This window comes from Sphingomonas sp. FW306-05-A, assembly GCF_058782275.1.
This window is the reverse complement of sequence record NZ_JBYSXN010000001.1, coordinates 1,850,674-1,872,954: the sequence shown is the minus strand read 5'-3', so window position 1 is coordinate 1,872,954 and position 22,281 is coordinate 1,850,674. Positions and strand designations below refer to the sequence as shown.

Here is a 22,281-nt window from a genome sequence, read left to right as displayed (position 1 = left end):
ATGACCTTCTTCAAATATCACAACGGCATCCTGCATGCCGAACGCGTACCGCTGCCGGTTATCGCAGACGCGGTGGGTACGCCCGTTCATGTCTATTCAGCCGGGGCCCTGCGACACACCGCCAACCGCTTCATGGCTGCGCTCCGCCATCTTCCGTCGGCGCGGTTCGCCTTTGCCGTCAAAGCCAACCCCAATACGGCCGTGCTCCGGCTTCTGGCGGATTGCGGCTATGGTGCCGATATCGTGTCGGGGGGCGAATTGCGGCGTGCGCTGGATGCAGGGATGGCGCCTTCCGGAATCGTGTTCTCCGGCGTCGGCAAGACCGACCGCGAGCTTACGGATGCGCTGGACGCCGGGATCGGTCAGTTCAACCTCGAGTTGGAAGAGGAGGGGCACGTGCTGGCGCGTCTCGCCCAATCGCGCGGTGTGCGTGCGCCTGCGGTTCTGCGGGTCAATCCGGACATCGACGGGGGCACGCACGCCAAGATTTCGACCGGCAAGCGCGAGAACAAGTTCGGGGTCGCCATCGCCGAGGCGCCCGACATGTTTGACCGCCTAGCGCGGTTGGATGGGCTGGATCTCCACGGCATCGCCTTGCACATCGGCAGCCAGCTTGCCGACCTCAAACCGCTTGAAGCCGCGTATCGCCGCGTCGGGAAACTGGTGTTCGAGCTGCGGTCGCGCGGGCACGCGATAACGCGTGTCGATCTTGGCGGCGGGCTGGGCATTCCGTACCGGTCTGGCGACGCAATGCCGTCGTTCGATGACTATGGCGCCATGGTTTCCCGGGTGACCGAACAGTGGAATGTTGGCCTCACGTTCGAGCCAGGCCGGGTTATTGCGGGTCTCGCCGGACTGCTGATGACTCGCGTGATATGGGTGAAGCCGGGCGTTACGCATCCGTTCGTTATCGTCGATGCCGGGATGAACGACCTTGCGCGGCCAGCTCTTTACGACGCGTTTCACCGTTTTGCTGCGGTGACCCCTGACGGGAATACCATGGTGGCCAACATCGCGGGTCCGGTCTGCGAGACCGGCGACACGTTCGGCATGGCGCAGACCGTCGATCTGGTACGTCGCGGGGACCTGGCGGTATTCCATGCCACCGGTGCTTATGGTGCAGCGATGGCGTCGAGCTATAATTGCCGCCCGCTGAGCCCACAGGTGCTGGTCGACGGCGATACCTTCGCGGTGGTGGGCGATCGTATCTTGCCGGCAGAGTTGGCGGCTTGATCCACGCGCCTTCGGGACCGCCTGTGATGCTCGGGAGGAAAATGATCCGCCCGAGCCTTTTCTCGACACCATCGGCGATCGTTGGGCTGATCGGTGCGATGATGGACCGACAGTCGCCCTGGAACGGGTGCCTTTCATCGTAGCAGCTGAACCCCCGCGATTGCCATATTGCGGGCGGGAGCGGCCAAGCCGATAAGGGTGAGCCGGACGAAAGCCGCCTTGGGTGAGGTTGGAAGTACGATCCTCTGCGGTGTCAACGCGTTCGCGATGTTAGAGAACTCGTCCGTGCGCGCTGTGGTCCATGTCTTTCCGTCCATGCTTGCTTCGACACGATAGCGTTTCGGTGGCGCTGCATCGGTCATCACCGCCCGTGATGGGATCAGGACGAACCCCCGCAGGCGAACAGGCACCGCGAGTTTCATCGTGATGGACACCTCCTGTGTCGGGTCGGTGACGGGGACGCGCCAGACGGTGCCGGAGTCATCGTCGGTCAGCGCCTCGGCGCCCGGTGCCGCTGCTGCAATGATCGACCACGCTTCGGGCGGCAGGACATCGTTCGGTCGTGCCGCAGGAAGCTCTACCCCCGCCGGATCAACCTGGCGGAACAGCGCAATCTCGGAGATGGCGGGGCATACCGGCGCGTCGACGATCCGCAAACGCAGCCGTCTGGCGTCGACCGGAGCCGGCAAACGAACAACGCGCTGCGCCGAGATGCAGGCGCCCGTTGCGGCTTCCTGCCATCCCGAACCTGTATCCAGATCGATCGCGAAGCGCGTGACGCGGGTTCCCAGAGGCAGATATTCCCGGATCCTGATGAGATCGAAGGGACGTCCTGGACGCAGATCGAGCACGATCTGCGGGGTGTGGATTGCATCCGGGCTCGACCAGTAACTGTCGGGGTCGCCGTCGAGGACCTTCGTCGCTGCGAAGGCGACGCCGCGTTCGTGATCGGCGGTGGCCCGTGCACCTTCCGCCAGGTTGGTGGAGAAAGTCGCTTGCTGGGCTTTTCCGAACGACTGCAGGACCGCGACATCCGGGTCAGCGAGCCGTCCGCGTCGATCGGGTGGGAGGTTGAGGATCAGGTTTGTTCCACGCGCCACCGACTCATCGTATAACCGGACGAGCCGCTGGGGCGTCTTGATCTTGGAATCCTCATCCGCATGATAGAACCAACCGGGTCGGATCGACGTGTTGGTTTCCGCCGGCCACCACAAGGGGCCATTCCGCAGGCCACTATTGCCCTCGGCCTGGCTGGGTTTGTGGTCGGCCATGGTCGGCCAGCACGGGTCGCCCGCGACGCCGTCTTCGTTCCCGACCCAGCGCAGATCGGAGCCGAGCGGTTCGAACGTGCAGGCCATCGGCTGATGCCGATGGACCAGCGAAACGATCGACGGCCAGTTGTAATAGGCTTCGGCGTCGATCTTCCGCGTCTCTCGCGCGCCGCCGTAATAGCCGTCGCCGCCGTTGGCACCGTCGAACCAGAATTCAAACAGTTCGCCATACCGCGTGCAGAGCTCGACGATCTGCTTGCGGTAGTAATCGATATAGGCCGCCTTTCCATAATCGGCATGGTTTCGGTCCCAAGGCGACAGATAGAGCCCGAACGCGAGACCGGCCCGCCGACAGGCCTGTTCGAACTCGCGGACAATATCGCCCTTGCCCTGCCGGAAAGGACTGTTGCGGACGCAATGCTCGGTCAGGGTCGTCGGCCAAAGGCAAAAGCCATCATGGTGTTTCGCGGTCAGGACGATCCCCCGCAATCCGCCAGCCTTCGCGGCACCGACAATCTGGTCCGCGGAAAAGTCGCCGGGATCGAACAGCTTCGGGCTTTCGTCGCCATAGCCCCATTCGCGATCCGTGAACGTGTTGATCGAAAAGTGGATGAAGGCATATTGCTCGCGCTTGTGCCACGCCAGCTGGCGCGGGGAGGGGGTGGCACCCCAGGGTGCGGGCGCCCCGGCTTTGCCGGAGCGCGGTGCAGCAGCGCTCGACGTTCCGATCATCGCCAGCCCGGATGCGGCGATGCTGGAAACAAGGACGGTACGGCGGGACATCTCGGACATGGGTATTCCTCGTATCTGTGCGTGGCGCATCGACGATGCCTAGGCCGAAACCTGTGCCGCGGTTCGGTTCTGCAGCGTGATGCGATAGGTCCTGCCAGGCGTTGCCTTGAACGCCACGAGACCCCGGTCGAGGGTGTGCGAGATCGCGCGGCCCGCGTGCTGCACGGCTATCGTGTCGAACGCGCTCGGCGGCCGGATCGTGATCGTATCGGCGCCAGCCGTGATCGTTGCGGTGACGCTTGCTGCTGTCCACTCGACCGCAACACGGTGCCCGCCCCGCGCACGCAGGCCGGTAATTCTTCCGGCTGTCCATGCTGGCGGAAGGGCCGGGAGCAGCGCGATCGCGCCTCCATGGCTTTGCACCAGCATCTCGGCGATCGCGGCGGTGATGCCGAGGTTCCCGTCGATCTGGAACACCGGCCGCGGCTGCGCCGGGTGTGTGTCGAGAAGGTTGCCCGCCACACTGTGCGCCAGGAAAGCGGACAGCGACCGGCCCGCATCCGAGCGGCTCCCCAGCCGCGCCCAGACTGCGGTCGCCCATGCGCGGCTCCAGCCGGTGCTCGATCCTCCGTGCGCCTCTCGCCGCGTCAATGCCGCCCGAACAGCTTGGGCGAGCCGCGGGGTGTTCTGCGGATCGAACTCGGTTCCCGGATAGCTGGGGTAAAGATGGGAGATGTGACGATGGCCCGGGTCCTGTTCGGGGACATCGTGCGACCATTCCTGCAGCTGTCCGTAGCGCCCGATCCGATAGGGCTCGAGTTGATCGCGCAGCTTTGTGAGCCGCCCGGCAAGCGCACTGGTGTCGCCCACCAGCCTGGCGGCTGCGATGCAGTTGACGAACAGTTCGCGGATCATCGCCAGATCCATCGTGCACCCGGTACCGATCGCTGCGGCTTTGCCGGACGCGTCGAGGTACAGGTTTTCCGGTGAGATCGACGGAGCGGTGGTCATCCGGCCGTCGCGCGGATCGCGGACCAGCCACGCGGCACAGAATTCCGCCGCGCCGCGAAGGATCGTGAATCCCCGTCGTTTGAGGAAACCGAGATCCCCGCTGAAGCTGTAGTGCTCCCAGACATGATGCGCGAGCCAGGGCCCCGCCATTGGCCAGTTTGCCCAGTTCGGGTCGCCGTCCCCGCCGCCGACCGGATTGCTCATCGCCCAGATGTCGGAATTGTGATGCACGCACCAACCCGGCATGCCGTACAGGATGCTGGCGGTGCGCGCGCCGTTCACTGCCATGCGTTCGATATGGTCGATCAACGGCAAGTGGCATTCCGCCAGATCGCAGCTTTCCGCGGGCCAATAGTTCATCTGCAGGTTGATGTTCGTGGTGTAGTTGGAACTCCACGGCGGCCGGACGGTCGCATTCCAGATGCCCTGAAGGTTGGCCGGCATGGTTCCCGCGCGTGAGCTTGCGATCAGGAGGTAGCGGCCTAGATGAAACAGGCGTTCCGAACAAGCGACGTCCGGGTCGCTCCCCGTGGCGTGAAGCTCCAACGCCGTGCGCCGGTAAAGCGCACGGTGATCCTTCACATGGCGATCCTGCAAGGCACGATACGAACGGCGCATACCTGCCGCGAGATCTCGGCGCGCATCGGCGAGGATCACTGCTGGCGCCAGATTGGGTGCGCAATCGAACCTTCGGAAGCCAGTCGCGGCCGTGACGCGGACGATGACTTCGCTTGCCCCGGTGATCTGCACTCCGTCCTCGGCAGCGACAACCCCGCCGCCAGTCGTCTCGACGCTGAGGATCGTCGCAAAGTGCATGCCCAGACCGGGCCTATCGGAATAGGCAATCGGTTCGGGCACCTTGCGATACTCGGGTTCGCATCGGGTGGGCGCCTTGCCGATCAGCGTGATGGCGTTGCCTGCCGCGGTGGCACTCCCACGAAGTTGGGTGCTCAGTCCGATCCGGCAGGAAATGGCGGAGCCCTGGTCCGCACTCAGCCTGAGGACGATCATCCGATCGGGATGCGACGCAAACAACTCCCGACGGAACCCGATGCTACCGATGCGATACGCGACCGATGCGATCGCCCGGTCAATATCGAGCTCTCGCCGATAGGCTGTGGGGACGTTGCTATGGTCCATGACGAGCTTCAGGTCGGCCATCGGCGCGAAACTCTGGCTGAATGCTCCCTGCAGCGGCTTGCTCCGGCGATCGGCCTCGACGCCATCCCCGGCAAAGGCAGCATCGCGCACCGCGGTCAGCACCGCCCGGCCGTCATGATCCGCTGCCCGGTCCGGCTGCCCGGTCCAGAGCGTGTCGTGGTTCAGCGAGATCGTGTCCTCGCGGATGCCGCCGCCCATCATCGCGCCAAGGATTCCGTTGCCGACCGGATGCCCAAGCAGCCATTCGCTTGCCGGCGAGGTTGCCGTGATGCGATGCCGGTCCGCCTGAGACCACTCTCCGCCAGCAGCGGCATCCACGTGAGCGGCAACCCCCAACAGCATGGCGCCACCCCCCGCCGCGAGAATCTCCCGGCGGGAAGGGGCGTCCGAAAAGCCGGGTGCTGCCAGGACAGCGTCGCTCGAAATGGTGCGCGTTTCAGAAATTGATCGACGCCCCGAAGTTGATCGACCGACCGAGCGCGTCATAGACCGACGGCGATGTATTCACCCGTTCCGCCGCCTCAAGCGGGGGGCTGGGCCGGATCGGCGCGGATGCATCGAACAGGTTGTTCAACACGACCCGAAGCGTCAGCTTCTGTGCGATCGTGATGCTGGCACTCAGATCGAACAGGTCGTAGGACGGCAGATACTTATACTGGTCCGGAACGCTTGCATCGTCCGATCCGAAAATCGGATTGCCGGCGAGCCGGGAGTTCTTCAGCCCGGAATTGTGCCGCCAGTTGAGCGATACCAGCGCGGGGTTCTTGGCAGATCTGGGCGACGAGAACGTGGTCCGCAGGTTGTGCTGATACCGGCGATACCCCTGACCGGCATAGGGGCCGAACAACCCGACGACGTTGAAGTCCGTATCCGGCAAGCCGAGATCGCCGCCCTTGTCGGTCTGGAGCGTGGCGACATAGCTGGTCGAAAATTGGGCCCAGCGGCCGAGCCGGGTCTCGTAATTGGCGGAGAAATTGAAGCCGGCTGCGCGTGTCTTGCCGAGGTTTGAGTAGCCTTGGTTGATGTATCCGCTTGACGCCCCGGCATTGCTGAACAGGGTGCCGTCGGAATTTCGAACCAGCTGCCCGCAGAAGAAATCATAGCCCGTATTGGCGCAGGTCTGCGTGAAGTCGATCGCGCGGTAATAGCCGATCCCGTTCTCGATCTGGATGTTGTAATAGTCGGCCGTCGCCGAGAAGCCGTGCAGCACCCGCGGCGTCAGCACCAGGCCGTAGGTGTAGGTATGTGCAATCTCCGGGGTAACCAGCCCTTGCGAGCCATTGCGTACCGTGCACAGGAAGTCCGGGCATTGTGCTATCGAACCATATTGCGCCGCCGTCACCCCCGAACGCTGACACGCAGCAAGGCTCGCGACCGGATTGGCGCCGGCACAGGGATCGCCCAGCGTGTTGGTGTCGAGCGTCCCGTAGCTGATCGCGGCATTCGAGGAGAGTTCGTAGATGCTCGGTGCCCGCGTCGCCTTGTTGTAGCTCGCGCGGAACAGCAGGTCCTGGATCGGTCGCCAGCTGCCGTCGAACTTGTAGGTCGACCGCATCTTGTCGACCCCCGAATAGCTTGACCCACGGATCGCCGCGCCAACGCTCAGATCGCGAATGAATGGCCGGTCGCTGACCAGAGGGACATTGATTTCGCCGTAGATGTCCTTGGCGTTGTTCGAGAGGCTTGACGGGGTCGAGCCGAACGCTGCCTGATACGCGGCGTCGGGATTGGATCGGTAGCTGCTGTTACGATATTCCGCGCCGATCGCGACGTTGATCCCCTTGCTCGAAAACGGGCTGCGAATTCCGTATTCGCCCAGATCACCGGTTACGTTCGCGTTGCCGACCCATTGTTGATACCGTTCCCGAAACAGGCCCCCGCCGCCGCCAAAGGCCAGTGCTTCAACCGCCGCGGCGCTTGGGCCAGCACTCGAGAAGATGTCGAGCGGGACGCAAGCGGGGTTGGTTGCCGCCGAGGCACAGGTTGCCACGCCATTCACGTTGACGACCTGCAAGGCAGCCGCGACCTTGGTCGGATCGACGCGATTGTTCTGGCGCTGCTGATAGAGCGTCGTCGAGTAGACGCCGCCCACGTCATAATGCCAGGCACTGCCAAGATCGCCGCGGAAGCCCGCAACGCCCCGGTAGATTTCGTTCGACGAGCGGGTCGTTCGTGCGTCGCTGAACCGGTACCGGACGTCGGTGGTGACATTGGTCGCGGTGCCCGCCGCGCTGCCGCACAGGGCTTGTGCCTGTTGCCCGGACAGCAAAGGATTGTCGCAGTTGATGGCATACGCAACGGACCCGGGCTGGATCGTCGCGGGGTCCGACTGGCTCACCGCTTCGGACTTCAGGTACAGGCCGTTGGCGTATAGCTGCAGCCCGGGGGATACCTTGTAGTTCAGGAAGACGGCACCGTTGTACCGCGTGTTTTCGCGCTGGAAGTAGAAGGTCTGGTTGTAGTTATACCCGTTCGCCCCACTGTAGGGCACGAACTCGCGACTACCGTTCGGGGCATTGCTGAGAATCGTCCCGTTCTGATTGGGACCGGATAGCGCCTGGAAATAGCCGGACGGCGTTGCCGATGACGGGGACGCGCAAACCACGCTTTGTCCTGACAGGGTGATCGGGCAGACCGAGAAGGACCGGTCCGATGCGAGGACGGGATTGACCTTGCTATAGGCCCCGAACACCGAAATGTTGCCGCGCCCTTCGTCGAAGTTGTGACCGACGCTGATATTGGCGTCGAAGCGACCACCGTCGTTAACCGACCCCTCCGGCACGCTAAAGCCAGCGTTGCGCGCTGCCTGTGCGGCGATATTGTCGCGGTTTCTGGTGTTGTAGAAGCCGTAATTGGCGTTGGCATTGATGCCTTCGAAGTCCTTGCGGAGGACGAAGTTGACGACGCCACCGATCGCGTCCGAACCGTAGACCGCGGACGCGCCGCCGGTCAGCAGGTCGACCCGTTCGATCAGGCCGACCGGGACCACCGACGCATCGATACCCTCGGTCACGCCGATCCGCTGCCCGTCGATCAACGTCAGGGTGCGGTTCGTGCCAAGCCCGTGGAAGTCGAACTGCTGGCGACCGTTACCGTTCGACAGATTGGTATCATTGTTCTTGATCGCCGGGACCCTGTTCAACACCTCCTGAACGCTGAACGCGGATTGCAGCTTGATCTCCGTCTGACCGACGCTGGTGACCGGCGCCGTCTCGACCAAATTCTTCGATCGGATCCGCGAACCCGTCACGATCAGGTCGCCGCCATCCGGTTCGGCTTGCGGAGCGTCCACCGGAAGCGGGGAGGCGATCGTCGCAACCGGCGCGGTGGCCGCTGCCCCCGAAATCGCATAGACGCCGTTGGATGTACGGGTGACCTTCAGGTCTGTGCCTTGCAGGATCCGGTCCAGCGCCGCGTCGATGGTCATGCTACCGGTCAGGGCGGACGAGTGCCGGCTTCCGAACGCCGCTTCGTCGAACACCAACTCGATCCGCGCCTGCCGCCCCAGCGCTCGCAACGCCTGGCCAAGCGGCTGCGCTTTGATATCGAACGAGAGCTGTCGTTGCTGGGCATAGGCCGGTGGTGCGATGACCGATGTCCCTGCTGCCATCGCCAACGCGCTCGCGCCCACAATCACCCGCTGCATCGCCCCCATCTTCCGCCCCTTTTTCGAAGTGTTACCGTTCAAAGACGTTCGACTTGGGCAAACCCACAGCACGCTTGAAACTTTTTTATTACCTCTCGCGCAAGATGGCATCAGATTGGCAATACACGGTGGTCATTTTCGATCGTCACCCTGTGTTTGGCCAAATCCCGTCAGGGGAAAGGGCTGCCATCGCAATCTGCTGTCCCGGCGTACCGGGGGATCAACGTTCGCCCGAAATTTCGGCCCTGTATCACCCAGTTCGCTACGCCGGCGCAGCTTCGGGTTGGCGCGACAGATCACGGGGCAAGACGCGTAGCGTGCGATCGTCCGCTGTATCATCCTGCATGGGTCAGGACGGATTGCGGACCATGCTGTGCGCCAAGACGCCGAGCCTTTCCTCGCAACCACTGTTCAAAATCGTCGACATAGGTGAAAATCACCGGCACCACGAGCAAGCTCAGCACGGTCGAGGTCACCAGACCGCCGATCACCACCACCGCCATCGGCTGGCGGAAGCTCGGATCAGCCCCGAAGCCCAGTGCAGTGGGCAGCATGCCCGCGGCCATCGCGATCGTCGTCATGATGATCGGCCGGACGCGCTTGTGGCACGCATCGATCAGCGCGTCGTAGCGTGACATGCCATGCTCGCGGCGCGCCATGATCGCATATTCGACCAGCAGAATCGAATTCTTGGTCACCACGCCCATCAGCATCAGCAGCCCGATTACCGAGGGCATCGAGAAACTCATCTTGCAGATCAGCAGCGCGAACAGCGCCCCGCCGAGGGACAAAGGGAGGGCCGACAGGATCGTCGCCGGTTGCAGGAAATCGTGGAACAGCAGCACCAGCACCGCCCAGATACAGAAAATCCCGATTGCCATCGCCAGACCGAAACTGCCGAACAGTTCGGATGTGCGTTGCAATTCGCCCTGTTCGACGAGACTCACCCCGGCAGGCAGGGTCTTCATCGACGGCAGCAGCTTTGCTTCGGCCATCACGTCGCTGAGCGGGCGGCCGTTGAGTTCGACCGAGATCGTGACATTGCGGTGGCGATCGAGCCGGTCGATCTGCGCAGGGCTGCTGCCGAAGCCGATCTCTGCGATCGAGCCCAGCGCGACCTGCCCGTTGGTGCCGTTGACGCGCAGCAGCCCGAAGGCCTGCGGATCGCTGCGTGCCGCGGGGTCGAGCCGGACGAGGATATCGACTTGCCGGTCGGACAGGTTGAGCTTGGGCAGGGACGCCGCATAATCGCCCGAGGTCGCGACGCGAACGGTATCGCCGATCGTTTGGCTGGTCACGCCCAGCGCGGCGGCGCGCGCATAGTCGGGCCGCAACTGGATTTCGGGGCGCTGCTGCGCGGCGCTGGAGGTCACGTTGCCGATGCCGGGAACGCCGCTGCGCACCGCCGCCTCGACGGTGTCGGCCGTGCGTTCGAGCAATGCGCCGTCGTCCCCCGCGAGCACGATCTGCAGCACTTCACCATTGCCCGATCCGCCGACGCTGACGCGCGTGCCAGGGAGGGCGCGGAGGGCGTCGCGCATCTTCGCCTCCACCGCCGACTGCTTGTCGTGCCGGTCGCCACGCTCGGCGAGGTCGACCGTCAACGTCGCGCTGTTGACCGCGGCAGTCTCGGTCGATGCCATGCCCCCGCCGGTGGTGGCGGTGCCGACGGCCGCAAAGACGTGCGTCACTTCCGGGATCTTCCGAAGGATCGCACTTGCTTGCCGCGTGATCGCGGCGGTCTCGTCGAGCGTGCTGCCGGGCGGCAATTCGAGCGAGACGCTCGACTGCGCATTGTCCTGCGCCGGGATGAACCCCGAGGGCAGCAGCGGGATCATCGAGCAGGAAACGAGCAGGAACACGGCGGCCAGGATCACCGTCGTCCGCCGATGTTTGAGCGTGGCCCGGATCGCGCGCATGTAGCGCTGCATCAACCGGCCGTCCTTGTCCTCATGATCGGTCGGTCGGAGGAAATAGGCGGCCATCATCGGCGTCAGCAAGCGTGCGACGAGCAGCGAGCACAATACCGCGACCGACGCGGTAACACCGAATTCGCGAAACAGTTTGCCGGGGATGCCGCCCATGAACGCGGTCGGCAGGAACACCGCGACCAGCGTGAAGGTCGTCGCGACCACCGCCAGCCCAATTTCGGCAGCGGCCTCGGTAGCGGCCTCGATCGGGCCCTTGCCCATGCGCATGTGGCGTTCGATATTCTCGACCTCGACGATCGCATCGTCGACGAGGATGCCGATCACCAGCGCGATCGACAGCAGCGAGATCATGTTGAGCGTAAAGCCGCACAGATACATCACCCCGAACGTCGGGATGATCGACAGCGGCAGCGCGGTGGCGGAGATCAGCGTCGCGCGCCAGTCGCGCAGGAACCACCACACCACCAGCACCGCCAGCAGCGCGCCTTCGATCAGCAGGTGCATCGAGCCTTCGTAATTGTCGACGATCGGCGTGATCGCGTTGCTGGCTTCCGTGATCCGGACTTCGGGATGCTCCTTGGAGAAGCGCTCGACGGCGGCGCGGACCTTCTCCGCCACCGCTGCGTCGCCGAAGCCGAGCGATCGCGTCACGGTAAAGCCAATGACCGGCTTGCCGTCGCGATAGGCGAGTGTGCTGCGCTCGGCATGGCCGTCGTCGACTGTCGCAATCTGCCCGAGCATGATGCCCTGGCCGGTGCTCGCCGGGATGCTGATCGCGGCCAGCGCCTGCGGATCGTGCACCGCCGCCAGCGTGCGGAGCGACTGGCGTTGCGTCCCCACGTCGCCGCGCCCGCCCGACTGGTCCGTCTGCATCGCCTTGAGTTTCGTGCTGACGTCGGCGGGGGCGACGCCGAGCCCGGCCATCGCGGCGGGATCGAGGTTGACGTTGACCGCGCGCGAGACGCCGCCGACCCGCGCGACACTGGCCACGCCCTGGACCGCCTGCAGCGCCTTGGTCACATCGTTGTCGACGTACCAGGACAGGGCCTCCTCGGTCATGTTCTTCGCCTGGATCGTATAGGTCAGCATCGACGAAGCGTTGGCGGTCTGCTTCGACACGGTCGGCGTCTGCAGCGCAGAAGGCAGGTCCTGCCGCGCGCCGTCGACTGCGTTGCGGACTTCCTGCACCGCTTCGTTGCCGTCCTTGTCGATCGTGAACTGCACCGCGATGCTGACCGTGCTTTCGGTGATCGTCGTGGTGACATGGTCGAGCAGCCGCAGCGAGGTCAGCCGATCCTCGATCTTGCGGGCGACCTCGGTCTCGAGTTGTTCGGGGGCTGCCCCTTCCAGCGAGGCGGTGATCGTGACGGTCGGCAAGTCCATGTCGGGGAAATTCTGGACCTGCAGCCGGTTGAAACCGATGATCCCGAAGATCGTCAGCATGATGAACAGCAGCACGGCGGGGACGGGATGCCGGATCGACAGCGCGGAAATGTTCACTTGGCTGTACTCCGCACGACGCGCACCGCGACCCCGTCGCTGAGGAACGCGCCGCCCGCGGCGACCACTTGCGCGTCGGCCGCAAGTCCGCTCACCTCGACGCGGCCGTCGCGGCGCTGGCCTGCGGTGACGGTGGTTTCGCTGACGCGATTGTCCTTGCCGACGCGATAGACGTAGGATTTGCCGTCCCGGAGCACGACCGCGGCGTCAGGGACGGTCAGCACCGGCCCGGCGCCGACCGCGATCACCCCGCTGCCATACATGCCCGCCCGCGCCAGCGATCCTGCGGGCAATCGGACATAGACGATCCCACGGCTGGTCGTGCTGGTCAGCGTTGGCGAAACCAGACGGACGACCCCCGCGACGGTCTGCCCGTCGGGCAGGGTAACCCGCGCGGACTGGCCGGCGCGCACCGCTGCGATCTGGCGCGCATCGAGTTCGGCTTGCCACTCGATGATCCCCTGGCGCACGAGGCGGAACAGCTCGTCCCCGGAATTGACGACCTTGCCGAGCAGCGCCGTGCGGGAGGAGACCACGCCGTCGTCCGCCGCGCGCACATTGGTCTGGCCGAGTTGCACGTCGGTGCCGCGCACCTGCGCGCGCGCCGCGGCGAGCGTCGCCTGCGAGGTCTGCTGCGTGACGCGATAGCCCTGGATCTGTTGCGCCGAGAGCGCGCCGCTGTCGCCGATCTGCCGTGCCCGCGAGACGTCGCTGTCCGCCTTGGCGAGATTGGCCTGCGCCTCCGCCACCGCCGCCTGCAGCCGGGCACGCTCGGCGAGCAGCGTCTCGCGTGCAAGCGTCGCCAGCACTTGCCCCTTGCGCACTTGCGCGCCGACGTCGGCGTCGAGCGTCGCGACCCGATAGGGGCCGGTCTCGGCGCTGATCACGACTTCCTGCCAGGGTTGCAGATTGCCGTTGGCGTTGAGCAGTCGCGGCCAGGACAGTTGCTGCGGGCGCACGACCGAGACCGTCAGGCTGGTGGGGGTTTCCTTCACCGCGGTGTCCTTGGCGCTACAGCTTGCCAGCAGCAGCGCACCGGCGAGCAGCGCGGCGGAAGAGGGGGATCGCATCATCTTGTCATTCCAATGGAGACTACGCCGGCATCCCATCCACCGCCGAGCGCCTTGTAGAGCGCGATCAGCGACTGCACTTGGGTCTGTCGCAGGTTGACCAGCGTCCGCTCTGCTTCGAGTGCGTTGCGGCGGGCGCTTTCGCGGTCGATCATGCTGACCGAACCGACCTGCCGCTGGCGGTCGATCGCCGCGTAGTTGGCCGCATAGCCTTGTGCAGCGCGGGACAAATCTGCGTCGCGGGCGCGCGCCGACTTAAGCCGGACAAGCGCTTGCTCGACCTCAAGGATCCCGGTGCGAACACTCTCGCGGTAGGTGGCGAATTGCAGCTGATACGCGGCGCGTGCGCTCCGCACCCCGGCGCGCGCCTTGCCGCCGTCGAGGATCGGCAGGCTGAGCGAGGGACCGAACGACCATTGCGACAGCCCGCCGCCGGTGGAAATCGAGCCCGAAAGCGACAGGCTGGGATAGAGTTCCGCGGTCGCCGCGCCGATTTCGGCGCTGGACGCCGCCAGTTCGCGTTCGCTCGACGCGATGTCAGGGCGCTGCCGCACCAGATCCGCGGGAAGCGTCGTCACGGATAGCATCGCGGGCATCGGCAAGCGGCCTTTGCCGGGCAGCAACGTCGCGCGCAGCGTCGCTTCGCCCGATCCGGTGAGCGAGGTCAGGCTTTTCACCAGCAGGTCGCATTGCGCCACCTGGTCGGTCGCGCTGGCACGCACGCTGGCTGCGCTGGCATCGGTCAGTTCGGCGTCGGCGGGGGCGGTGAAGCCCGCGCGCTGGCTGATCCGGGTCAGCCGCGCGGTCTCGGATTGCGACGTGGCTTGTTGATCGTAGAGTGCCGCCAGTTGTTCGCACCCGCGATACTGGACGTAATCGTCCGCCACCTCGGCCGCGAGCGCGATCCGCGCGTCGGCGAGGTCGTCTCCGCGCGCTTCGATCCGGGCGCGCGCGGCCTGGCTGTTGCGGCGGATCTTGCCGAACAGGTCCAGCGCCCAGCTGGCGTCGGCGCTCGGCTGGAGGCCGCCAGTGACGAACTGGAAGCTCTGGCCGCCGGTGCTCGTCCGCTGGCCACTTTCGGTAAAAGATGCGCCGACGTTCGCCAGCGGGCGCCCCTGCGCGCGGTTGGTGTCGAGCGTGGCGCGCGCTTGCTGGATCCGCGCGACCGCCTGGTCGAGCGTGGGGCTCGACGCCTCCGCCTGTTCCTGAAGGCGGAGCAGGACGGGATCGTCGAACCGCTGCCACCAGCCTTTCGGCGCAGTCGCGCTGGCGTCGTGGGGCAGCGGGGCTACCCATGCGGCGGGCATCGCGACCTGCGGGCGGCGATACTCGGGTCCGACGGTGCAGCCCGCCAGCAACGCCGCCGTCAAAAGCGGCGTCCAGCGAAGCGACCGGCGTGTGCGGGCAAGGGAGGGCAGGGGGATCATGGCCCCCCTTGCTTAGCCGAGCGCGATGTCCGGGTGTTCGTGGCGGGTGTAAAGTTAGGAAAAAGGTGCGTTTAGTTTTGTAAAGGTGCACGCCTGACGCGGCTTTACCAGGCATGACAGTGCAACCCGACACGCGCCGACCGGAGAAAATGACCAAGATCCTGCTCATCGACGACGATCGCGAACTGACCGCGATGCTGGCCGAATATCTCGCAGGCGAGGGTCTCGGCGCGTTCGCCGTGCATGACGGACAGAGCGGTGAGACCGAAGCGCTGTCGGGGCGCTACGATCTGGTAGTGCTCGACGTGATGTTGCCGCGCCTGTCGGGGATCGAGGTCTTGCGGCGGATCCGGCGGACCAGCGATGTACCGGTGCTGTTGCTGACCGCGCGGGGCGACGATATCGATCGCATCTCCGGGCTCGATCTCGGCGCGGACGATTATGTGCCCAAGCCGTGTTCGGCGGGAGAACTGGTGGCGCGGATGCGCGCGATCCTGCGGCGGGTCTCCAGCAACCGCGACAATGGCCCGGCCGATCCGATCGTCGCTGGCCCGCTTACGGTGTTGCCCGGCAAGCGGCGCGCGGAGTGGTATGGCGCTGCACTGGATCTGACGGGTACCGAGTTCAGCCTGCTCGAGGAACTGGCGCGCAACGCGGGGCATATCGTCGGCAAGGAGCAATTGTCGCGCAACGCGCTGGGGCGGGCGCTCACCGCCTATGATCGACGGATCGACGTCCACATCAGTAGCATCCGCCAGAAGCTCGGGCCGCGTCCCGATGGCCAGCCGTGGATCCTGGGCATCCGTGGGCAGGGCTATCAGCTGGCGTGCGAGTGATGACACCGTTCGCCCCGCGCCGTCCTGGTCGGCTGTTCTGGAAACTGTTCGTCGCGTTCCTGCTTGCGAGCGGCACGTCGTTCCTGATCGGTGCGGGTCTGTTCGCGTTCACCAGGCCGGATGCGGCGGAGCGGGCCGTGCTCGACGCGCTGCCGTTCAACCGCACTATGCCGCTGATGATCGGCACGGTCGTCAGCCTGTTCTTCAGTGCCGGACTGGCGTGGTATCTCGCCCGCCCGATCACGCATCTGAGCCGCGGGTTCCGCGCGATCGCGGACGGCCAGCTGGCGACCCGGGTCCATCCCTTGGTCGGTACGCGCCGTGACGAGATCGCCGATCTGACCCGCGACTTCGACGGGATGGCCGCGCAACTTCAGCACCTGCTCCAGACGCAGGAGCGGCTGTTTCACGACGTTTCGCATGAGTTGCGATCGCCCTTGTCGCGGCTGCAACTGGCGATCGGCCTGTTGCGCCAATCCCCGGAGAAGATCCCGGACATGCTGTTGCGCGTGGAGCGCGAGGCGGAGCGACTGAACAGCCTGATCGAGGAACTGCTGACGTTGGCACGTCTCAAATCGAGTTCGGCGGACTTCGGCGTCAGCCCGGTCGACCTCATCGACCTGCTGACCGCGATCGTCGACGATGCCAATTTCGAGGGCCGGGCGAAGGGGTGCACGATACGATATTCTCCCGCGGCACCGTTCGTCACTCTGGGTAACGGCGATCTCCTCTACCGGGCGTTTGAAAACGTGATCCGGAATGCCATCAAGTTTTCGCCGCCCAATACGTCTGTCGACGTGACGGCAGACGTGAACGGTGAATGTGCCGTCGTGTCGATCCAGGACCGCGGCGCGGGTGTTCCGGTCGGAATGGAAGCCGACATCTTCGAACCGTTCAAACGCGTCGATACCGACGGTGTCGAAGTCACTGGTTTCGGGCTTGGGCTTGCCATCGCAAAGTATGCGGTCGAACGGCACGGCGGGTCGATCCGGGCAATGGCTGGTGTCGGTGGCGGGCTGAGGGTGGTGATCTCGTTGCCACGGGGCATGCCAAGCGCGTGACGCAAAGTCTGCGCGATCGGTAAGCCCGCACATCCAGCGGATCAGGCACCGTCTGGCGCGATGGCGGGTGGATTGAGCGTGCAACGCCACCGAAACGGCTTGCCCGTGCAGAACCGAAACGCAATTCACGGGTCGAACGTTCAGTTCGATCAACGAACAAGGGAGACGGTATGTCTGGCAAGATTTTCGAGACGCCAGCGGCTGCGCTGGACGGACTGCTGGTAGATGGCATGACGATCATGTCGGGCGGCTTTGGTCTGTCCGGCAATCCGGAAAGCCTGATTCCCGAAATTCGCGCCAGCGGGGTCGGCGGGCTGACGGTAATCTCGAACAATGCCGGGGCAGACGGGTTCGGGCTGTGGATGCTGCTGGAAAGTCGGCAGATAGCCAAGATGATCTCAAGCTATGTCGGCGAGAACAAGCTGTTCGAGCAGCAATATCTGTCGGGTGACCTCGCGCTCGAATTGACCCCGCAGGGCACGCTGGCGGAACGGATCCGTGCGGGCGGTGCTGGCATCCCTGCCTTCTTTACCAAGACAGGCGTCGGCACCGTCGTCGCCGAGGGCAAGCCCGTGGAGACGTTCGACGGGGAGGCCTATGTCCGTGAAACCTGGCTGCGCGCGGATCTGTCGATCATCAAGGCGTGGCGCGCCGATCCGGCCGGTAACCTGATGTTCCGCAAGACCGCGCGCAATTTCAACCCCAATATGGCGACGGCGGGAAAGGTGACGGTCGTTGAGGTTGAGGAGATCGTCCCCGCGGGCACGTTCGACCCGGACTGCATCCATACGCCCGGCATCTACGTCGACCGGGTCGTGCTCAGCACCATCAACGAGAAGCGGATCGAGAAACTTACGACCCGCGCAAGGGAGACTGTCTGATGCCCTGGACTCGTGAACAGATGGCCGCGCGCGCGGCGGCAGAACTCGAGGACGGCTTTTACGTCAATCTGGGGATCGGTATTCCGACGCTCGTCGCGAACTATATTCCCGACGGGATCGACGTGACGCTCCAGTCGGAAAACGGGATGCTCGGCATGGGGCCGTTTCCGTTTGAAGGGGAAGCGGACCCCGATCTCATCAACGCCGGCAAGCAGACGATCACCCAGCTTCCCACGTCGAGCTTCTTCTCCTCGGCCGACAGCTTCGCGATGATCCGCGGGGGCCATATCGACCTTACGGTCCTCGGCGCGATGGAAGTTTCTGCTGACGGCGACATCGCCAACTGGACGATCCCCGGCAAGATGGTGAAGGGAATGGGCGGCGCGATGGATCTGGTCGCGGGGGTGAAGCGGGTGGTCGTGGCGATGGATCATGTCAGCAAGAACGGCACGCCCAAGATCCTGCCCGAATGCAGCTTGCCGCTGACCGGCAAGGCGTGCGTCGACCTGATCATCACTAATCTCGCGGTCATCGCTTGTGACAAGCCCGGCCTTCGGTTGATCGAATGTTCCCCCGGGACGAGCATCGATGACATTCGCGCAAGGACGGGCGCACCCCTCACGGTAGCACAGGAGCTCATGGCATGACCGACGCCTTCATCTGCGACGCGATCCGCACCCCGATCGGTCGGCTCAACGGTGCCTTGTCGAGCGTGCGGGCGGACGATCTTGCCGCGATCCCGATCCGGGCGCTGATGGCGCGCAATCCGCACGTCGACTGGCATGCGGTCGACGACGCGATCCTCGGCTGTGCGAACCAGGCGGGGGAAGACAATCGCAACGTCGCCCGGATGGCGGTGCTGCTTGCGGGGCTTCCCGAACAGGTCTCGGCATCGACGATCAACCGGCTGTGTGGCTCCGGCCTAGACGCGATAGGATCGGCGGCGCGGGCGATCCGCAGCGGCGATGCCGACCTGATGATCGCAGGCGGGGTCGAGAGCATGACGCGAGCGCCCTATGTGATGGGCAAGGCGGGCAGCGGTTTCGATCGATCGCAGAAGATCGAGGATACGACGCTGGGCTGGCGCTTCGTCAACCCGGCGATGCAGGCCAAGTACGGCGTGGATACGATGCCGCAGACCGCGGAGAACGTCGCGGCTGAGTGGCGCGTGAGTCGTGAGGATCAGGATGCTTTTGCTTTCGCCAGCCAGCAGAAGACGGCCGCCGCGCAGCGGAACGGCCGTCTTGCCGCGGAGATCGTCCCGGTCACCATCGCGCAACGCAAGGGCGACCCGATCGTCTTCGAAGCCGACGAACATCCGCGCGCTACCAGTCTAGAAGCGTTGGCAAAACTGCGCCCGGTCGTCCGTCCCGACGGAACCGTTACCGCGGGGAACGCTTCGGGGCTCAACGACGGCGCGGCCGCAATGCTGGTGGCTTCCGAAGCGGCAGCAACACGGCACGGACTGGTGCCTCGCGCGCGCGTAATCGGGATGGCGGCGCATGGTGTGGCGCCCCGGGTCATGGGCATAGGGCCGATCGAGGCTGCGCGTCGGCTGACGGCGCGCACGGGCGTCGGGCTCGATCAGATCGACGTCATCGAATTGAACGAAGCCTTTGCCGCCCAGGCGATCGCGACGCTGCGTGACCTTGGCGTCGATCCGGCAGACCCGCGCGTCAATCCGAACGGTGGCGCGATCGCTTTGGGACATCCGCTCGGCATGTCGGGCGCTCGGATCACGATGTCGGCGGTCGAGGAACTGCAGCGTACCAAAGGGCGCTATGCCTTGGCGTTCATGTGCATCGGCGTGGGGCAGGGGATCGCTTTGCTCGTCGAGCGTGTCTGACTCAGACTTGGGATCGCCAGACAGCATCTACGACCAAGGCTAAGAAAGATATGTCTTTTTCGTAAGGCATGAGTTGAGACGACGGGCGACCTGGGGTCGCCCGCGCTCGCTGTGTCATTCCGTCAGATCACGCCGGCCTGCATCTGTTTGAACGCCTGATCCGCGGCGCGCGCCGTGATCGCCATGAAGGTCAGCGACGGGTTGACGCAGGACACCGAGGCCATCTGCGATCCGTCGGTCACGAACAGGTTGGGTGCGTCATGCGCCTGGTTCCACTTGTTGAGCACCGACGTCGCGGGGTCGTGGCCCATCCGTGCGCCGCCCATCTCGTGGATCGCCTCGCCGGGGACATGCTTGCCGCGATAGCTGGTGACGTTGGTCAGGCCTGCCTTGCGCAGCATGATCATCCCCTGCTCCTGCGCATCGTCCATCATCTTGATTTCGTTGTCACGGAACCGGACGTCGAAGCGCAGCAGCGGCGTGCCGAAGCGGTCGACCTTGTTATGGTTGAGCGTGACGCGATTGTCGTCATAGGGGAGGCATTCGCCAAACGCGCCCATCTGGAAGCGCCACGGGCCATATTCGCGCATGCCGTGCTTCATCGCTGCGCCGAAGCCTTCGGGGGCGGCGGCTTGCCGGCCTGCGCCGCCCTGATAGCCATAGCCGCGCTTGAACGGCAGATCCTCGTCGGCGAGGTTGCGGAAACGCGGTACGTAGACCCCGCCCGGTCGCCGGCCATATTCCACATAGTCGGTCATGCCGGGAATCTCGCCCGACACGTTCACGCGGAAAATGTGATCCATCACCGCGCTGCCCAGCGCTCCGTTGGAATGGAAATAGCTCCGCTGGCTGTCGGCGGGCCGCGAGTTGAGCAGGATGTGGAGGGAGCTCATCGCCGAGGCGCACAGGAACACGATCCGCGCCGGGATCACTTCCGCCACCCCGGTATTGCCGTCGACCAGCCGCACGCCGGTGACGCGCTTGCGCGCCGGATCATATTCGAGATTGGTCACCCAACTGTCCGAACGGAGCGTCAGCTTCCCCGTCGCGCGGGCGGCGGGCAGCGTCACCGCCTGCGTCGAGAAATAGGCACCGAAACTGCACCCGCGATGGCATTGCGCGCGCTTCTGGCAGCGCGAGCGGTTCTGCTCGGGCTTGTCCTCGGTGATGTTGCTGAGGCGCGCGTTGATCAGCTTGCGGCCGGGGAATTCATTTTCGAGCCGGGTCTTGAGCCACTTCTCGGCGATGTTCATCGGCATCGGCGGCATGAATTCGCTGTCGGGTAGATAGGGCAGGTTCTCCCGCCCGCCCGAGACGCCGATGTACTTCTCGACATAGGTGTACCACGGCGCGACGTCCTCGTAGCGGATCGGCCAGTCGGTGCCGACGCCCTCGCGCTTGTTCGCCTCGAAGTCGTTCGGGCCCCAGCGGAAGCTCCACCGCCCCCAAGTCAGCGACTTGCCGCCGACCACCGACGGGCGCACCCAGTTGAACTTGTTGGGGGCATCGTAATCGTAGGGATTGAGCCGGTCGTTGATGAAGAACGGCTGCGTACTGGGCTGGACCCAGCCGTTGAGCGCAAAATAGTCACTCTTGGCGAGCGCGGCGGGCATCCGGTCGCGTGCAGGGATGTCGTAGGCGGACTTGCCGTCATACGGATAATCCTCGCCATGCTCGACCATCCGGCCGCGATCGATCATCAGGACGCGCAGCCCTTTTTCGGTCAGTTCCTTCGCGGCCCAGCCGCCGCTGATGCCGGAGCCGATGACGATTGCGTCGTAGCGATCTGTTGCTGCCATGATGATTGTCCACCGGATCGAAGAGGGGGATAGGGGAGGGTGCGCGAACCGCGCGGTCAGGCCGAGAAGATGCGCTTGACCTTCGCGTAGGGATACGCGCCGTCGTAATCACCGGGCACGGGCAGGTAATGCCGCTCCTGGGTGATGCCGACCTCGGACGTGTAGTAGCCGGTGATCACGAGCTGGCGGAACGGCTCGAAGAACGCCGGCGCGCCGGGCAGGGCACCCTTCATCGAGAGCGTCAGCAGCGCATCCTGCTGCGCCGCCGAGGCCTTGAGCGCAGGCTTGCCGTAATCGGCGATACTGCGGGCATCGATCGCGGCGAGGCCGTCGAGGATCGTCGCTCGGTCGTCATTGACCGCCCAGTCGCCAAGCATATGCTCGATATATTCGGGCACCCCCGCCGCGATCGCGCCGGGCGTGTCGGTGGTCGGCAGCACGCGCTCGCTGAGCGCGGCGACCAGCGCGCGTTGCGCCGGCGTGAAGACCACGGCGGGTGCGCCGGTGTTGATGGCGGGATTTGGCTGATAGCCGACGGCGCGGGCGAGCGGCGCGAACAGATTTGCCCCGAAGACTCCCACCAGACCGACGAGCGCAGCCCTGCGGTCGATCATCATGCGGCACCCCGGCCGGTCAGGGGGACCGCGCGGGCGAATGCCGGCTCACGCCCAGTTAACGTTAACACTCTGCTATGCGATGCTGTGTCGAACTGATGACCAATGGTCATTCGCCTCTCCTAGCCATTTTGTTTTTATGGCGGGAGTTAGTCATGCGTTAGCCCGATAGTCAATGCGGATGACATGCTGACCGGTCGTCGGGGGGCTCGATCCTGCCGCTACGGGGCGCTAGGCGGACGGGCACGTGCGGGCAGTTGAA

At 64.9% G+C, this 22,281-nt stretch carries 14 protein-coding genes; 6 read left to right on the top strand and 8 right to left on the bottom strand.

The genetic code is table 11. From position 1 onward, the window contains the following. The gene (gene lysA / locus AC3WJR_RS08330) at positions 1 to 1,233 is read left to right on the top strand and encodes a diaminopimelate decarboxylase (protein ID WP_492723876.1); all 1,233 of its coding nucleotides are present in this window, start codon (positions 1 to 3) and stop codon (positions 1,231 to 1,233) included. A gap of 134 nt (positions 1,234 to 1,367) precedes the next feature. On the opposite strand, the gene AC3WJR_RS08325 is transcribed toward lysA, so the two are convergent. The 6 genes from AC3WJR_RS08325 to AC3WJR_RS08300 all read right to left on the bottom strand — a co-directional run bounded on the left by AC3WJR_RS08325 (position 1,368) and on the right by AC3WJR_RS08300 (position 14,982). After that, a complete protein-coding gene (locus AC3WJR_RS08325) occupies positions 1,368 to 3,296 on the bottom strand; it encodes an alpha-L-fucosidase (RefSeq protein WP_492723874.1) in 1,929 nt (642 codons plus the stop codon). A 39-nt stretch (positions 3,297 to 3,335) separates the two neighbouring features. Beyond that, on the bottom strand, positions 3,336 to 5,750 hold the full coding sequence (locus AC3WJR_RS08320) for a glycoside hydrolase family 95 protein (RefSeq protein WP_492723872.1): 2,415 nt from the start codon (positions 5,748 to 5,750) through the stop codon (positions 3,336 to 3,338). A 94-nt stretch (positions 5,751 to 5,844) separates the two neighbouring features. Next, positions 5,845 to 9,054, bottom strand: coding sequence for a TonB-dependent receptor (locus AC3WJR_RS08315; RefSeq protein WP_492723870.1), 3,210 nt, complete (start codon positions 9,052 to 9,054; stop codon positions 5,845 to 5,847). A 335-nt stretch (positions 9,055 to 9,389) separates the two neighbouring features. After that, positions 9,390 to 12,485, bottom strand: coding sequence for an efflux RND transporter permease subunit (locus tag AC3WJR_RS08310; protein ID WP_492723868.1), 3,096 nt, complete (start codon positions 12,483 to 12,485; stop codon positions 9,390 to 9,392). Next, the gene (locus tag AC3WJR_RS08305) at positions 12,482 to 13,558 is read right to left on the bottom strand and encodes an efflux RND transporter periplasmic adaptor subunit (protein ID WP_492723865.1); all 1,077 of its coding nucleotides are present in this window, start codon (positions 13,556 to 13,558) and stop codon (positions 12,482 to 12,484) included. The genes AC3WJR_RS08310 and AC3WJR_RS08305 overlap by 4 nt, the downstream gene beginning before the upstream one ends. Beyond that, the gene (locus AC3WJR_RS08300; RefSeq protein WP_492723863.1) at positions 13,555 to 14,982 is read right to left on the bottom strand and encodes an efflux transporter outer membrane subunit; all 1,428 of its coding nucleotides are present in this window, start codon (positions 14,980 to 14,982) and stop codon (positions 13,555 to 13,557) included. The genes AC3WJR_RS08305 and AC3WJR_RS08300 overlap by 4 nt, the downstream gene beginning before the upstream one ends. Positions 14,983 to 15,095: 113 nt before the next feature. Here AC3WJR_RS08300 and AC3WJR_RS08295 point away from each other — a divergent pair, with 113 nt between their 5' ends. The 5 genes from AC3WJR_RS08295 (at position 15,096) to pcaF (ending at position 19,606) form a co-directional block, all read left to right on the top strand. Further along, positions 15,096 to 15,818, top strand: coding sequence for a response regulator (locus tag AC3WJR_RS08295; RefSeq protein WP_492723861.1), 723 nt, complete (start codon positions 15,096 to 15,098; stop codon positions 15,816 to 15,818). Beyond that, entirely contained in the window at positions 15,818 to 16,879 is a 1,062-nt protein-coding gene (locus tag AC3WJR_RS08290) for a HAMP domain-containing sensor histidine kinase (RefSeq protein WP_492723859.1), read from the top strand. The genes AC3WJR_RS08295 and AC3WJR_RS08290 overlap by 1 nt, the downstream gene beginning before the upstream one ends. Before the next feature lie 170 nt (positions 16,880 to 17,049). Continuing rightward, on the top strand, positions 17,050 to 17,760 hold the full coding sequence (locus AC3WJR_RS08285) for a CoA transferase subunit A (protein ID WP_492723857.1): 711 nt from the start codon (positions 17,050 to 17,052) through the stop codon (positions 17,758 to 17,760). After that, positions 17,760 to 18,407, top strand: coding sequence for a 3-oxoacid CoA-transferase subunit B (locus AC3WJR_RS08280; RefSeq protein ID WP_492723855.1), 648 nt, complete (start codon positions 17,760 to 17,762; stop codon positions 18,405 to 18,407). The genes AC3WJR_RS08285 and AC3WJR_RS08280 overlap by 1 nt, the downstream gene beginning before the upstream one ends. Next, entirely contained in the window at positions 18,404 to 19,606 is a 1,203-nt protein-coding gene (pcaF, locus tag AC3WJR_RS08275; RefSeq protein ID WP_492723852.1) for a 3-oxoadipyl-CoA thiolase, read from the top strand. Before AC3WJR_RS08280 ends, pcaF begins: the two co-directional genes overlap by 4 nt. A 122-nt stretch (positions 19,607 to 19,728) precedes the next feature. Here the strand turns inward: pcaF and AC3WJR_RS08270 are convergent, their stop codons facing one another. Together AC3WJR_RS08270 and AC3WJR_RS08265 are read right to left on the bottom strand one after the other, a co-directional pair. Then, on the bottom strand, positions 19,729 to 21,405 hold the full coding sequence (locus AC3WJR_RS08270) for a GMC oxidoreductase (protein ID WP_492723850.1): 1,677 nt from the start codon (positions 21,403 to 21,405) through the stop codon (positions 19,729 to 19,731). Between the two features lie 56 nt (positions 21,406 to 21,461). After that, positions 21,462 to 22,022, bottom strand: a complete 561-nt coding sequence (locus AC3WJR_RS08265; protein ID WP_492723847.1) for a gluconate 2-dehydrogenase subunit 3 family protein — start codon at positions 22,020 to 22,022, stop codon at positions 21,462 to 21,464. Positions 22,023 to 22,281: the final 259 nt, after the last annotated feature.